The organism is Micrococcus sp. 63XJN7_8_ISO-PGPR-S23-253 (assembly GCF_056173425.1).
Window position 1 is genome coordinate 1,298,255 of sequence record NZ_CM149673.1, and the last position, 13,706, is coordinate 1,311,960.

Consider the following 13,706-nt stretch of genomic DNA (forward strand, 5'->3'; position numbering starts at 1 on the left):
GCGCGGACATGCGGGACACGCCGGGACCGAGGTCGACTGTCCACAGCCGGTGGAGATCTCGGGGCCGGGTTCCCACAGCCGGAAAGTCGAGTTCGCCACGTCCGCGGGCGGCGTGTCCGACCCCCGCGGACCACTACATGTAGAAGCCCGCCACCGTCCGGCGTCGGAATACCCCGTCACCACCGGGGGTTGCCCCGGCATGAGCACCTCCCCCACGGTCACCCGCAATGACGCCGAGTCCCGGTACGAGCTCCACGACGGCGGCACCCTGCTCGCCGTCCTCGACTTCCGGGACAACGGCGCGGCCGTCTCCCTGAACCGGGCGTTCACCATCCCCGTGCACCGCGGCCAGGGCCACGCCGCCACGCTGACCGCCGGCGCAGTCGAGGACATCGAGACGAACGGCGGCCCTGCAGGGGGCCGCCGCATCGTGCCGATGTGCTGGTACGTCGCCCAGTGGTTCGACGAGCACCCGGAGAAGAGCGCGCTGCTCGCCCCCCGCTGACCGGAGCGGTCAGGCCGCGACGCGGTGCCGGCGCACCACGGCCAGGACGCCCGCGGCCAGCACCGCGACGGCGACGGGCCACGCCGCCGGACCGCGCCCGGTCTCGACCGCGTCCGGCACCGTGTGCTCGCCCTCGGCCGGCGCCGCGGGGGTCTCGGGCTCTGCCGGCGTGGTGGGGGTGTCGGGATCGGTCGGCTGGCCCGGAGCCGAAGCGTCGTCGAACAGGCCGGCCACGGGGAAGTTCACGAACCCCGGGATCCGCCCGTTCTCCCAGTCGTAGAGGTCCACGCGGGGGTCGCCGAACCGCACGGTCACCGTGCGCGTCGTCGTGACGCCGTCCCTCGTGGCCCGCAGGGTGACGGTGTCGGATCCGGTGAAGCCCTCGGGCGCCTGGTAGACGTAGCCGCGCGGCCCGCCGGTCTCCTCCTCCGTCACCTCGACGACCCGGCCCTCGGCCGGGCCCGCGACGAGCGTCAGCGGCGCCGCCTCATCGCCCGTGTACGAGGAGATGAACACGTCTCGCTCCCCCGGCGCCGCGAGCAGGGTGGTGTCCCAGACGGTGGGGGGCATGTGGAAGCCGAGCTCATGACGCTGGTCGGCGCGCAGCGGCTCGCCCGGGTCAGCGTCGGTGAGGTCGGCGTCCGGACCGTAGGTGAGGGCGGCCACCTCGCCGCCCAGGACAGAGAGGGTGTAGACGACGGGACCGGTCCCCGACTCGCCCAGGCTCCGCCGGGCCGCGGCGACGTCGAAGTCACCGCGCTCCAACTCGTCGTCGTACGTGAATGGGACCTCGGTCTCGGCGCCGCGGGCATCCCCCTCCAGCACCGGAGCCACCGTCAGGCGGACGTCGGACTCGTCCACCTCGAACTCGGTGCCGAAGGAGGCACCGGCCTCACCCTCCGCGCTGGCCACGAGGAAGGATCCGCCGGGCAGGCCGTGCTCGGCGGTCCATCCAGCGGGGTGGGCGGGTGCGGCGAGGGCAGGGGTCGCCCCCACGCCGGTGAGAAGGACGCCGGCCCCCAGGGCGGCGGCAAGGCGGGTCGGTCGGGCGGTGCGCATCGTGCTCCTCCAGGGGTGCGGTGCTGCGACGGGCCGAGGGGTTCTCCGGCTCGGACGCCCGAGGTCGACCGGATGCCGCACTCGCTGCGTCGGCACGAATCTACGCCGCACGGACGTGATACGGGTCACTGTCCGGTGACGAAGCGCTATCGACTCGGTCACGGCGACGCCCGATGCGGATCGGGACGGCCGGCGCGTCAGCGGGATGCGCTGGGCGAGGGGCTTGCCCCGGAAGAGGGGCGCGGGGTGGCCTGCGCCGTGTCGGCCGGGCTGGGCGACGGGCTCGCCGATGCGGCGTCCCGCCCCCGCTGGTCCTCGGCGTCCCGGCCCGACGCGCTGGAGGAGCCCGACGCGCTGGAGGAACTGGGCGAGCTCGACGACGGCAGCACCGGCTTCTGGGTGGCGCGGAAGCTGTGCACCCGCTGCACCGGCTCCGGGACGAAGTCCGAGGGGACGGAGCCGCCGTTCGCGCCGGTGCCCTCGATCTTGATGGGGCCGGTGAACCCGGACGGGTCCGCCGTGCGCGCCCCGCTCGACCCGATCACGCCCATCTCCGCGAGCGTCTCGGCCAAGCTCTCCAGCTCCTTGCGGTGGCCCTCGACCACGCTGGAGGCCAGCTCCTTGGCCGCGTCGTCCGAGCCGTCCTCCGCCTCCGTGGCGGAGATCGTCAGCGCGCCCTGATAGAGGCGGTGCATCTGGAGCAGGTAGATCCGTCCCGCCTCCTCCGGCTCGGCGGCGGCCAGCACGTTCTTCTCCCGGTCGGACAGGAGCCCGGCGCGCAGCTCGTCGCCCACGATCTGGGTCGGCTCCGCGTCCTCCGTGGACTCGGGCTGCGCAGACGGAGTCGACTCGGCACCCGCACCGCGCACGTCATCCGAGGGGACGCCCCAGCCCTCGAGCATCGACTCGAGCCGGCCCGCCCGCTCCTCGTGCTCGGACTTCATCCGTTCGGCGGTGGCCCGGATCTCCCGGTCCACGCCGTCCTTGCCCAGCACCTCGTCGGACTGCTGGATCGCGTCGCGGTGATTGCGCAGCAGCAGACCCGCGAACTGGATGTCCGCGGCGAGCGGGTCGGCGGACGTCTGGCTGGGGCTGGCCAGCACGCCCTCCAGGTAGGTGTTCCCCGCCTCCGTGCCACCGGTCTGTCCGGGCTCCTCGGCGACGCTGCAGCCGCCGGTGGCCAGGGTGACGCTCAGGAGCGCCCCTCCGACGGCCACGCTCCAGCGGCGGGGGCGCACGCGGGCGGGGGCGATGTCGGCTCGGCTCATGGGCGCAGGTCCTCTCGGCGGTCGTCACCCGGTCACGGGGTCAAGGGCGGTCCGACGCGGTCGGCCGCCCCGGCCTCCCCAGGGTACCCCTCCGACCACCCGGCCCCGGGGTCGCCGCGGCCTCAGGCGACGCGGGTGGCCTGCACCACCCAGTTGTTGAAGGCGTTCCCGGCCATCCCCGTGCCCGGCACGAGGTCGCACGTGATCAGCGTGACCTTCGCATCGTCGCCCCCCGGCTCCCACGCCCAGCGGTGCACCGGATCCTGGGTGAGCGCCTCCTTCTCCACCGAGACCGCGTCCGCATCCGCCTCGAAGGCGGCCTGCGTGCCGTCGTCGTACGTCACCACGACGACGGCGCCCGCCCGCACGTCGCCCAGGTTCCAGAACACGTCCCGCACGCCGTAGTAGACGACGTGCCCGGCCAGGACCCCCGCGTACGGGGAGCGCTCCCCCGGCGTGGTGCCCCACTGCGGCGGACCGTACCAGCCGACCGTCTGCGGCTCCGGGTCCAGGTCGCCGCCCTCGTCCAACTGCGTCAGGTCGATCCCCGCTCCGACGATCTGCTCGCCGTCCTGGTGGACGTCCACGTGCACGGGCGTCGCCGTGATCTCGTCCCACGGGGCGGCGGGGCCGGAGAGGTGGGCGGCCGCGGCGGGGGCCGGCTCCTCGGTGGGGGTCGGCTCCTCGGTGGGGGTCGGCTCCTCGGTGGGGGTCGGCTCCTCGGACGGCGTGGGTGTGCCGGCGGGCTCCTGGGTCTCGACGGGAACCGCCGCCTCCCGCGTGGGTGCCGCCGAGGACGGGCTCGGCGTCGGGGTCGGTGTGGCCGTCGGTGCGGGGCTGGGCGTGAAGCGTGCAGAGGACGACGACGACGGGATCGCGGACGCCGTGGCGCCGAGGGTGGGGGCAGCGCTGATCGGCACGGCGCCGACCGCCAGCACCCCGCGCACCGCGAGGAACACGAGTCCCAGGCACAGCAGCACCAGGACCACCCACAGGGCGCGTCGGACGGTGGTGTTCATCCAGGTTCTCCCCTCGTGTGCATCGGCCCGGCCCGCCCGGGGCCGCGTCCGACGACGGCATGGTCTCACGCGCTCCGGCCTCAGCCCGGCGCGTCGTCCGTTCGGGACGGCCGGGACGCAGGTGCGCCCCGGCCGCCTCGGCGCGGGCTCAGGCCAGGCCGAAGGTACGGCGCAGGCGCACCAGAACGCCGGCGGCCAGGGCGCCGATGGCGGCCAGGCCCCACGCGGAGCCGTTGCCGGTCTCGACCGTGTCCGGGACGGTGTGGCCGTCCTCGTCCGGCTGCTCGGGGGCCGGGGCGGCGGGCTCGTCCTCGTCGACCACCGGCTCGGCCGGCTCGGCGGGCTCCTCAGGTGCCGGGGTGGGCTCCTCGGGGGCCGGGGTGGGCTCCTCGGGGGCGGGGGCCGGATCGACCGGCTCCTCCGGGGCGGGCTCCTCGGGGGCGGGGGCGGGATCGACCGGCTCCTCCGGGGCGGGCTCGGGTTCCGGCGCCGGCTCGGGCTCGGGCTGCGGATCGGGGGCGGGCGCCGGGTCGATCGGGGTGGGCGTGGAGTCGCCCGGCAGGTCGAGCACCTCCACGGTGAACTCGACCGTGCGGGTGACGCCGTTCGCGGTCATCACCACGGTGAAGGTGTCGGTCCCGAGGAAGTCCTTCTCCGGGGTGTAGCCGAAGGAGGTCCCGCCGATCTCGACCGTGCCGTGCTTCGGCGCCACGGTGAGCTCGGCGTCGATCGGGCTCGGCACGCCGCCGTCCTCGGTCACGAGGGACTCGACGACGGTCGCGTTCTGGTCCGTGTAGACGCGCCACGTGGCGACCTCGGCCCAGTCCTCGAACGGGATGAACTCCTCGGCCTCGACCGGGGTCATGGTGCCGTCGGCGGCGAAGGCCGCGCCGAAGGCGAGCTGGCCGGCGCCGTAGACGTGCACCTCGTAGGGCTGCGCCAGGTCGCCGCCGAGGGCCTGCTCGATGTCGTGCATGAACACGGCGCCCATGTCGTCCTCGGTGATGAAGTCGACCTGGATCTCGGTCTCCTCCCCGGACGCGGTGACGACGACGGCGCGGATGTCCTCGGTCGCGAAGTTGTCGTAGAGGACGAACTCCATCAGGTTGTCGTCCGAGCTGACGAACGTGCCGGACGGGGTGCCGTGCTCGGGCGTCCAGGTGGCGGCGTGGGCCGGGGCGGCGGCGACGCCGACGAGGACGGCGGCACCGAGGGCGGCGGCGGACAGGCGGGCGGGGAACTGCAGGGACATGGGGTCCTCCGGTTCGGCGGTGCGGGCGTGGGTCACCTGGAGTGGGTGCAGGTGATGTGGGTCACGGACACCTCGACCCTATCTGCCACATGTGCATCTGTTGAGCGCTGCCTGGCCACAGCCGCCGAATTCACGCACTCTTCCTGTGAGACGCCACATCCCCGGGCTCGGCATAGCGGTCCCAGACGAAGGCCTGCAGCCGACGGGCGATCGCCTCCAGCGTCTCGGCGGCGAAGTGGTCCTCCCGCCATGCCGCATGCAGTCGCACCGTGAGCGTCCGCCCCTGCGCGATGACCCGCACCGGCATCAACCCGAAGGCCGGGTCCTCGGTGACGACGGCGACGCCCGCCCCCGTCGCGACCAGGGCCTGGGCCACCCGCCCGGAGTTCGCCTCGACGAGGGCCGGCGGCGTGAGGCCCGCCACGGCCACGGCGCCGTCGAGGACGCGTCGCGCCATGAAGGTGCGCGCGGGCGCGACGACGGGCTGGGCGACGAGGTCGTCGAGGGACACCCGCGTCCGGCCCGCCCAGGGGTGGCCCGGGGCGACGTACGCCCAGACGGGCAGGTCCATCAGCGGCAGCGACGCGACGGAGGGCGGCGGCACCGTCGGCATCACCACCAGGTCGTGCCGCGCGACGGCGTCGAGCAGCGAGTCGTCCAGCTGGGTCTCCGCGACGCGCGGGCGCGGGTCCTCCTCGCCGAAGGTGGCCACAAACGGCAGCACGACGTCGATGAGGGTGGTGCCGGGCGCGGCCACGGCCACGTCCGTGAGCCGACCGGAGGCGAGCGCGCGGGCCGCCTGCTCCGCCCGTCGATGGGCGACGAGGACCTCGCGCGCCACCGGGAGGAACGCCTCGCCGGCCGTCGTCAGCTCGAGCCGGCCGGCGACCCGGGCGAACAGGGGGAGGCGCAGCTCACGCTGAAGCCGCTGCAGCTGCCGACTGAGCGCGGACTGCACGAGATCCAGGCGGATCGCGGCCCCCGAGACCGTGCCGACCTCGGCCACCGTGACGAAGGCCCTGAGCAGTTTCTCCTCCATGCCGGATGAGCATAGCCTCCATGCCAGATCATCACTGGACGGCATGGACTCGACGCCCCACCATGGGAGGACGCGGCCCGACGCGTCGTCGTCGTGCCCACCCGTCGTCCCCGCTCCCCGTGAGCCGTCCCCAGGAGGCATCTCCATGACCGCCACCCCCGACCTCGAGCAGACCCGCCACCTGGCCACCGAGCTGCCCGGCCCCCGCTCCCGTGAGCTCGCCGAGCGCCAGCAGCGCGCCGTCCCGGCCGGCGTGGCCACCACCATGCCGGTGTACGCGGCCCGCGCCGCGGGCGGCATCCTCGAGGACGTGGACGGCAACCGCCTGATCGACCTGGCCTCCGGCATCGCCGTCACCTCCGTGGGCGCCTCCCACCCGCGCGTCGTGGCCGCCGTCCAGGAGCAGGTCGCGCAGTTCACCCACACCTCGTTCATGATCACGCCCTACGAGGGCTACGTGGCCGTGGCCGAGCAGCTGGACCGCACCAGCCCGATCCCCGGCGAGACCCGCACCGCCCTGTTCAACTCCGGCGCCGAGGCCGTGGAGAACGCCGTCAAGGTGGCCCGCGCCTTCACCGGCAAGCAGGCCGTGGCCGCGTTCGACCACGCCTATCACGGCCGCACCACCCTGACGATGGCGCTGACCGCCAAGTCCATGCCCTACAAGCACGGCTTCGGACCGTTCGCCCCCGAGATCTACCGCGTGCCCGGCTCCTACCCGCTGCGGGACGGCCTGTCCGGCGCCGAGGCCGCGCAGCGCGCCATCTCCGCGCTGGAGAAGCAGATCGGTGCCGACAACCTGGCCGCCGTGATCATGGAGCCGATCCAGGGCGAGGGCGGCTTCATCGTCCCGGCCGAGGGCTTCCTGCCGGCCGTGGTCGAGTGGTGCAAGGCCAACGACGTCCTGTTCATCGCGGACGAGGTCCAGTCCGGCATCGCCCGCACCGGCGCCTGGTTCGCCTCCGAGACCGAGGGCATCGAGCCGGACCTGATGGCGACCGCCAAGGGCATCGCCGGCGGCATGCCTCTCTCCGGCGTCACCGGCCGCGCCGAGGTGATGGACTCCGTGCACCCGGGCGGCCTCGGGGGCACCTACGGCGGCAACCCCGTCGCCACGGCGGCGGCGCTCGCCGTGTTCGAGGCCGTCGAGGAGGACGGCCTCCTCGAGAAGGCCCGCCGGATCGAGCAGGTCATCCGCGAGCACTTCGAGCAGAACACCGACGACCGCATCGCCGAGGTCCGCGGTCGCGGCGCGATGATGGCGATCGAGTTCGTGGACCCCGCCACCGGCGAGCCGGACGCGACGCTGACCGCCACCGTGGCCGCGGCCGTGCGCGCCACCGGCGTCATCCTGCTCACGTGCGGCACCTACGGCAACGTCGTCCGCTTCCTGCCGCCGCTGACCATCGGTGAGGACCTCCTCAAGGAGGGCCTGAGCGAGGTCACGAAGGCGCTGCAGTCCGCCTGAGACGCCGCCCCCGGCGGACCGACGACGACGGCCCCGCATCCCTGCCCGGGATGCGGGGCCGGCCGCCTGTCGGCACAGGACTCAGATGTCGTCCTCGTATGCCGGGCCGCCTTCGTTCTCCATGGCCTTGATGCGCCGGGACTTCTCGGCGGAGAAGATCCGGCGGACCCCCGTGCCGCCGAACTCGTCCTCCGGGACCAGCCCGACGCCGTACTTCAGCAGGGCCTTCTCCAGACGCAGACGCTCGTCCACCCGCAGGTCGGCCAGCCCCTTCTCGAAGCGGCGCAGCTGCTCCTTCTCGAGGCCGGCCGCGGTGGCCAGGGTGCGGACACCGACCTGGGCGAGAGCGCGACCGGCGCGCGCCACGTCGAAGGTCATCGGGGTGGGGTACATCAGACATCTCGATTCTGCAGTTCTCGACGGGGATCCGATCCATGATGGCCACGCCCCGGATGAGGGGACAAGGGCGCGCCAGCCTAGAACCCGCTGTGCGGCAGGCGCGTCACTGACCCATGACGCCCGCCACGCCGGTGGGACGCGGACGGGCCCGCCTCCGGTCACCGGAGGCGGGCCCGTCGTCGTGGGGTGTCAGTCCTGGACGAAGTACATCTGCTTGTTGACGAACTCGTCCATGCCGAGCGGGCCGAGCTCGCGGCCGAAGCCGGAGCGCTTGACGCCGCCGAACGGGATCTCCGCCCCCTCGCCCGCCGGTGTGTTGACGTTGGCCATGCCGACCTCGAGCTGCCGGGCGACCCGCTCGGCCTGGGCCTCGTCCTGGGAGAACACGGCGCCGCCCAGGCCGTACTGGGAGTCGTTGGCGAGGGCGAGAGCCTCGTCCGCGGACTCCACCTTGTAGACGACGGCGACGGGGCCGAAGAGCTCCTCGCGGTAGGCGTCCATCTCGGAGGTGACGCCCGTGATCACGGCCGGGGCGAAGCGGGCGCCCGCCTCGTCCGTGACGGTCCCGCCGACGTGGACGGTCGCGCCCTGCTGACGGGCCCGCTCCACCTGCTCGGCCAGGCCCTCGGCGGCACCGCGCGAGGACAGCGGGGTGAAGACCGTCGGGTCCTCGTCGGCGGCCTCCCCGGGCTTCATGGCCTCGGCCAGGGACACCAGCTCGGCCACGAAGGCGTCGTGGATGTCCGCCGAGACGATCATGCGCTTGTTGGAGTTGCAGGCCTGGCCCATGTTGTACATGCGGGTCGCCCACGCGGTGCGGGCGGCCTCGGCCGGATCCTCGGCGTCGAGCACGATGTACGGGTCCGAGCCGCCGAGCTCGAGGACGGCCTTCTTGAGGTGCTGGCCCGCGAGCGCGCCGATCACGGAGCCGGCCCGCTCGGAGCCGGTCAGGGAGACGCCGGCCACGCGCGGGTCGGCGATGAACTCGGCGATCTGGTCGTGCGTGGCGAACACGTTGGTGTACACGCCGGCCGGCACGCCGGCGTCGTCCATGATCTGCTGCACGGCCAGGGCCGAGCGCGGGCAGATCTCGGCGTGCTTGAGCACGATCGCGTTGCCGAGCATCAGGTTCGGCGCGGCGAAACGGGCGATCTGGTAGTACGGGAAGTTCCACGGCATGACGCCCAGCAGCACACCCAGGGGCAGGTGGCGGATCATGGCGCGGCCGCCCTCGAAGGTCTCGATGGGGCGGTCCGCGGCGAGAGTGGGGCCCTTGTCCGCGAAGTAGCCGAAGATGGCCGAGCTGAACTCCGCCTCCTCGACGCCCTCGGTCACGCGCTTGCCCATCTCGGTGGCGATGATCTGCGCGAGCTCGTCCTTGCGCTCCTCGAAGAGGTCCGCGACCTTCTGCACGATGGTGGCGCGCTCCTCGATGGGGCGGGCGGCCCACGCACGCTGGGCGGTCTCGGCGGCGGCCAGCACCTGGTCGACCTCACCGTCGGCGAGAGCGGGGAAGGTCTCCACGACCTGGTCGGTGCTGGGGTCCTGGACGCGATAGCCGGTCGGGGTGCTCATGAGTGGGTCCTCTCGTTGGGGTCCCGGACCACGGCAGTGCCGTCGTCGTCCGGACGGATGATCGGGATGGGTCGGGTCGAGTCCGTCTGCGGCAGGGTCTCGCCACGGAAGTAGGCCGGGTGGCGCAGCCGCGTCCACATCATCAGTACCACGCCGATGGCCAGCACGCCCATGCCCAGGATGAACACCGTGCCCACGCCGAACACGGACGAGCCGGAGCCGTAGTCGGGGTCGGTGGAGTCCAGCGCGGTCACGCAGAACATCACCAGCAGCACGAGGCCGCCGATCAGCGGGAACAGGAAGGTGGTGAGGGCGTTGCCCACCGAGGCGAACCACTCGCGGCGGAAGTACCAGACGCAGGCCAGGGCGGTGATGCCGTAGTAGAAGCAGATCATCAGGCCCAGGGCGGTGATGGTGTCCCACAGGGCGTTCTCGGAGAGCAGCCGCGTGACGACGTAGAAGAGGCCGGCGAAGCCCGCGCACACCCAGGTCGCGAAGGCCGGGCTGTTGAACCGGGGGCTCAGCTCGGCGAAGCGCGCGGGCACGGCCCGGTAGAAGCCCATCGCCAGCAGGGTGCGGGCCGGGGAGACCATGGTGGACTGCAGGGAGGCCAGGGAGCTGACGAGGATCGCGCTGGACATGATCACGGCGAAGGGGCCCAGGATCGGGCCGGCGAGGACCGCGAAGATCGACTCCTGGTTGTCCGGATTGCCCGCGCCCAGGCCCTCGGAGCCGATGCCCGCCCAGGAGATCACGGCCAGGGCGGACAGGATGTAGACGGCGATGATGACGAACACGGTGACGGCGGCGGCCCGGCCGGGGGTGCGCTCGGGGTCCTTGGTCTCCTCGTTCATCGTGAGGGTCACGTCCCAGCCCCAGAACAGGAAGATGGACAGGGAGACGCCGGCCGCGACCACACTGAAGTCGCCGGCGGTGAACGGGTTGAACCAGTCCAGCTGCACCGGGGTGGGGTCGAAGCCCGCGCCACGGGAGGACTGCGTCAGGGCGGCGACCGCGAACGCGCCGAGGGCCAGGATCTGGAAGGCCACCAGGATGTACTGCAGGTGCTTGGTGGTCTCCATGCCGCGGTGCGAGATCCATCCGGCCAGGGCCAGGTACACCAGGGTCAGGGGGATGTTGACCCACAGGTTGCCGGCCATATCCGCGATGGCCTGGCTCCCGGTGATCTGGGCGAGCAGCAGGAACGTGAAGTCGACGGCGACGGCCGCCAGGTTGGACAGCACGATCACGGAGGCGGCGATGAGACCCCAGCCGCCCATCCACCCGACATACGGCCCGAAGGCGTGCGTGGCCCAGGTGAACGACGTGCCGGAGTCCGGCACCCGCGTGTTCAGCGCCCGGTAGCCGAGAGCCACCAGGAGCATCGGGATGAAGCCGAGCAGCAGGATCGCGGGCACGTGGGTGCCGACGGTGCTGATGGTCGGCCCGAGGCCCGAGGTCAACGTGTAGGCGGGGGCGACGACGGAGACGCCGATCACCACGGCCCCGAGCAGGCCGACCTTGCCGGCCTGGAGCCCCTTGTTGCTCACCGCGCCCGGGTTGAGCAGGTTGACCTGCTCGATGGCGGAGGTGGTCGGGTACACGTGCTCGTGTCCCTCATCGTCGACGACGCGGCGTCGTGGGGTGGATGCGCTCATGAGGATGTCCTTGTCCGTCGGGCCGGTCAGCCGGTGGGCTGCCCCGCGTCGGTGGCTTCCCGCTCGGCGATGGCCAGGGCGGCGGCCTCGCCCATACGGATCGCGCCGTCCACGTGCTGGTAGCCCTCGGCGGCGATGTCCGAGCACGCGTAGTGGATGGGGCCGGTCGGGCGGTTCTGGAGGTGGCCCCAGCGGGAGAGCCCGCCGAGGTCGTAGCTGGTGGCGTAGGCGCCTCGGGTCCACTCCTCGGCGGCCATGTCCGAGAGGAAGAACGCGATCGGCTCGAGGGTCCGGGGGCCGAGGTACTCGGCCATGGCGCCGAGGATCGCGGCCTTGCGCTCCTCCTCCGGCAGGGCCCACATCTGCTCCGCGTACACGTCGGACACGAAGCCGACGAGGGTGCCGTGCGGGTCCTCCTCGCCCGGGGCGCCACCGGCCAGGTTCTCGCCGCGGTTGGTGTTGTCGTAGATCTCCTGGACGAGACGGCCCCCGCCGAAGCACGTGCCGGACAGGCCCTCCTCGCGCCAGAACGGGGTCTCGTACACGGCGTGCACCTTGATGACCAGGCCCATGGAGATGTGCTGGTGCGCGATCTGCTGCTCGCGCGGCATCGGCGGCTCGAAGGAGATGCGGCTGTAGAGGTTCGGCGGGATGGCCAGGACCGCGTAGCGGGCGTGCACCTCGTAGTCGTCGGTGAGCGCCACGACGTCGCCGGCGGCGCCGTCGTGCGCCACGCCGTTGCGCACGTCCGCAGCCACACCGTTCTTCTCGTCCGCGGTGGACGGGTCCGGCTCGGCCCAGCGCAGGGTGCGCACCGGCTGGCCGAGGACGACGTCGTCGCCCAGCTCGGCGGCCATGGCCAGGGACACGCACTGCATGCCGCCCTCGACGCGCTGGTCCAGGATGAAGTCCTCGTCCACCAGGTTGCGGAACGACCCGGCCGAGGCGGCCATGAGCAGCGCCTGGAGCAGGGAGAAGGTATGGGAGGGCTTGGTCAGCATGCCGGAGGCGATGTAGATGGAGACGTTGTCGATGGCCTCCGGGTCGTCGGACTGCTGCTCCAGCCAGTGGCGGAAGGAGATCTTGTCCAGCTCCGCGGCCCGCGGGTGCTCCCACGGGGCGGCGGCGTCGATCTCGGCGGTCAGTTCGTCGATCTTGGCGATCAGGCGATCCATCTCCCGGTCCGTCTTCTCGGCCACCGGGAAGTCGAGGCCGTCGTAGACGTGGCGTTCTCCGCGCGGGTCCACGTAGACGTTGCGACCGTCGCGGAAGCGGGAGAACGTCGGCAGGCCGAGCTCCTCCACCAGGGAGATGAGGCGGGTCTGGTCCGGGGAGATCCACTGGCCGCCGATCTCGATGAAGTGGTCCTTGCCGTCGGCGCCCTCGACCAGGCCGTTCCAGGTGCGGCCGCCGACGCGCCGGCGCGCCTCCAGGACGGTGACGGTCAGGCCCTGGGCCTTCGCGGTGCGGGCGGCCATGAGGCCGGCCGGGCCGGCGCCGATCACGACGACGTCGCTCGTCCGGCGCTCGCGGCCGACGGTGGCGGGGGCGGTGGTCATGGGGGTGCTCCTCTGGCGGGGACGGGGGCATCGGGCAGAGCCCAGGTGAATGCCGTTCATTTAGAGTGTCGGCGCTCACTGTACGGGCCGCGCGCCGGGAAGGGAAGGCCGGTCCGTGGCCGACATGACACCTTCCGCCCGTCCGACGGGTCAGAATGGCCGGATGGACGAGACCCCTGAACCGCCCCGGACGCGTCGCCGCCGCGGACGACCTCTCTCCCCCGCTCTGAGCCGCGCAGCGATCGCGGACGCGGCGCTCGCGGTCGCCCGCACCGAGGGATACGAAGGGCTCACCATGGCGGCGGTCGGCCGTCGCCTGGGCGTGGCGCCGAGCGCGCTCTACAACCACATCAGCGGCAAGCATGAGCTGCTCGTCCTGCTGCAGGACGCCGTGATGGGCGAGGTCTCGCTCGTCGAGCTGGAGGCCGCGATCCGGGGCGAGGCGCCCGTCGTCGCCGCCCTGCGGGCGTGGGCACGCTCCTACCGGGACGTCTTCGCGGCCCATCCGCCGCTGATCCCGCTCATCGCCACCATGCCGATCGAGGGAGCCCCGTCGACGCAGCGGGTCTACGAGACGGTGTGCGCGGTGCTGGCCCGGACCGGCCTGGCGCCGGAGCAGGTGCTGGCCCGGGTGATCGCGCTCGAGTCGTTCATCTACGGTTCCGCGTACGACGTCGACGCTCCGGCCGACATCTTCGAGGTGGCGGGGGCGAAGGAGCGGCTGCCCGCGCTTGGCGCGGCCGCCGAGGCCTTCCGGGCGGGCGGGAGCACGCGCGCGACGGGGGCGCGGAACCCCTACGCGGACGCACCCTTCGAGGAGGGACTGGACCTGCTGCTGGCGGGCCTCGGCGACTGACCCGCGGACTGCCGGCCACGTGTCAGGCCGGCACGGACGCGCCGCCCCT

Annotated in this window: 12 protein-coding genes; 3 read left to right on the forward strand and 9 right to left on the reverse strand. The window is 72.9% G+C overall.

What is annotated here, in order from left to right; translation table 11 throughout:
* Nucleotides 1-199 precede the first annotated feature (199 nt).
* Nucleotides 200-505 carry a GNAT family N-acetyltransferase gene (locus AC0VX4_RS05975; RefSeq protein WP_036334543.1) on the forward strand — a complete coding sequence of 102 codons (306 nt, stop codon included), beginning with the start codon at nt 200-202 and terminating at the stop codon, nt 503-505.
* A 9-nt stretch (nt 506-514) separates the two neighbouring features.
* Here AC0VX4_RS05975 and AC0VX4_RS05980 read toward each other — a convergent pair whose 3' ends face one another.
* From AC0VX4_RS05980 to AC0VX4_RS06000, 5 genes are all read right to left on the reverse strand, one after another.
* Nucleotides 515-1,564, reverse strand: coding sequence for a hypothetical protein (locus AC0VX4_RS05980; RefSeq protein WP_475464118.1), 1,050 nt, complete (start codon nt 1,562-1,564; stop codon nt 515-517).
* A 197-nt stretch (nt 1,565-1,761) separates the two neighbouring features.
* Nucleotides 1,762-2,832, reverse strand: a complete 1,071-nt coding sequence (locus AC0VX4_RS05985; RefSeq protein WP_004167614.1) for a DUF305 domain-containing protein — start codon at nt 2,830-2,832, stop codon at nt 1,762-1,764.
* 122 nt (nt 2,833-2,954) lie between these two features.
* Complete coding sequence (locus AC0VX4_RS05990) at nt 2,955-3,851, reverse strand: class F sortase (RefSeq protein ID WP_004167615.1); 897 nt, start codon at nt 3,849-3,851, stop codon at nt 2,955-2,957.
* 148 nt (nt 3,852-3,999) lie between these two features.
* Complete coding sequence (locus AC0VX4_RS05995; protein ID WP_036334545.1) at nt 4,000-5,139, reverse strand: Ig-like domain-containing protein; 1,140 nt, start codon at nt 5,137-5,139, stop codon at nt 4,000-4,002.
* Between the two features lie 94 nt (nt 5,140-5,233).
* Entirely contained in the window at nt 5,234-6,142 is a 909-nt protein-coding gene (locus tag AC0VX4_RS06000) for a LysR family transcriptional regulator (RefSeq protein WP_004167617.1), read from the reverse strand.
* A 145-nt stretch (nt 6,143-6,287) separates the two neighbouring features.
* Between AC0VX4_RS06000 and gabT the strand changes: the two genes are divergently transcribed.
* Complete coding sequence (gene gabT, locus AC0VX4_RS06005) at nt 6,288-7,610, forward strand: 4-aminobutyrate--2-oxoglutarate transaminase (protein WP_004167618.1); 1,323 nt, start codon at nt 6,288-6,290, stop codon at nt 7,608-7,610.
* An 81-nt stretch (nt 7,611-7,691) separates the two neighbouring features.
* Here the strand turns inward: gabT and AC0VX4_RS06010 are convergent, their stop codons facing one another.
* The 4 genes from AC0VX4_RS06010 to AC0VX4_RS06025 all read right to left on the reverse strand — a co-directional run bounded on the left by AC0VX4_RS06010 (nt 7,692) and on the right by AC0VX4_RS06025 (nt 12,801).
* Entirely contained in the window at nt 7,692-8,003 is a 312-nt protein-coding gene (locus AC0VX4_RS06010; RefSeq protein ID WP_002853887.1) for a hypothetical protein, read from the reverse strand.
* Between the two features lie 195 nt (nt 8,004-8,198).
* Nucleotides 8,199-9,584 carry an NAD-dependent succinate-semialdehyde dehydrogenase gene (locus AC0VX4_RS06015; RefSeq protein WP_002853888.1) on the reverse strand — a complete coding sequence of 462 codons (1,386 nt, stop codon included), beginning with the start codon at nt 9,582-9,584 and terminating at the stop codon, nt 8,199-8,201.
* Nucleotides 9,581-11,242 (reverse strand): APC family permease, encoded by a 1,662-nt coding sequence (locus AC0VX4_RS06020; protein WP_002853889.1) that lies wholly within the window; start codon nt 11,240-11,242, stop codon nt 9,581-9,583. Before AC0VX4_RS06020 ends, AC0VX4_RS06015 begins: the two co-directional genes overlap by 4 nt.
* 26 nt (nt 11,243-11,268) lie before the next feature.
* Complete coding sequence (locus tag AC0VX4_RS06025) at nt 11,269-12,801, reverse strand: flavin monoamine oxidase family protein (RefSeq protein ID WP_002853890.1); 1,533 nt, start codon at nt 12,799-12,801, stop codon at nt 11,269-11,271.
* A 163-nt stretch (nt 12,802-12,964) separates the two neighbouring features.
* On the opposite strand from AC0VX4_RS06025, the gene AC0VX4_RS06030 reads away from it, so the two are divergent.
* Complete coding sequence (locus AC0VX4_RS06030) at nt 12,965-13,657, forward strand: TetR/AcrR family transcriptional regulator (RefSeq protein ID WP_036334098.1); 693 nt, start codon at nt 12,965-12,967, stop codon at nt 13,655-13,657.
* Nucleotides 13,658-13,706 lie beyond the last annotated feature (49 nt).

Bases quoted from the DNA above. Each gene is read 5' to 3' on its own strand.
- AC0VX4_RS05985 (WP_004167614.1), bottom strand. From the start codon at position 2,832: ATGAGCCGAGCCGACATCGCCCCCGCCCGCGTGCGCCCCCGCCGCTGG.
- gabT (WP_004167618.1), top strand. From the start codon at position 6,288: ATGACCGCCACCCCCGACCTCGAGCAGACCCGCCACCTGGCCACCGAG.
- AC0VX4_RS06015 (WP_002853888.1), bottom strand. From the start codon at position 9,584: ATGAGCACCCCGACCGGCTATCGCGTCCAGGACCCCAGCACCGACCAG.
- AC0VX4_RS06030 (WP_036334098.1), top strand. From the start codon at position 12,965: ATGGACGAGACCCCTGAACCGCCCCGGACGCGTCGCCGCCGCGGACGA.
- AC0VX4_RS06025 (WP_002853890.1), bottom strand. From the start codon at position 12,801: ATGACCACCGCCCCCGCCACCGTCGGCCGCGAGCGCCGGACGAGCGAC.
- AC0VX4_RS05975 (WP_036334543.1), top strand. From the start codon at position 200: ATGAGCACCTCCCCCACGGTCACCCGCAATGACGCCGAGTCCCGGTAC.
- AC0VX4_RS06010 (WP_002853887.1), bottom strand. From the start codon at position 8,003: ATGTACCCCACCCCGATGACCTTCGACGTGGCGCGCGCCGGTCGCGCT.
- AC0VX4_RS06000 (WP_004167617.1), bottom strand. From the start codon at position 6,142: ATGGAGGAGAAACTGCTCAGGGCCTTCGTCACGGTGGCCGAGGTCGGC.
- AC0VX4_RS06020 (WP_002853889.1), bottom strand. From the start codon at position 11,242: ATGAGCGCATCCACCCCACGACGCCGCGTCGTCGACGATGAGGGACAC.
- AC0VX4_RS05990 (WP_004167615.1), bottom strand. From the start codon at position 3,851: ATGAACACCACCGTCCGACGCGCCCTGTGGGTGGTCCTGGTGCTGCTG.
- AC0VX4_RS05980 (WP_475464118.1), bottom strand. From the start codon at position 1,564: ATGCGCACCGCCCGACCGACCCGCCTTGCCGCCGCCCTGGGGGCCGGC.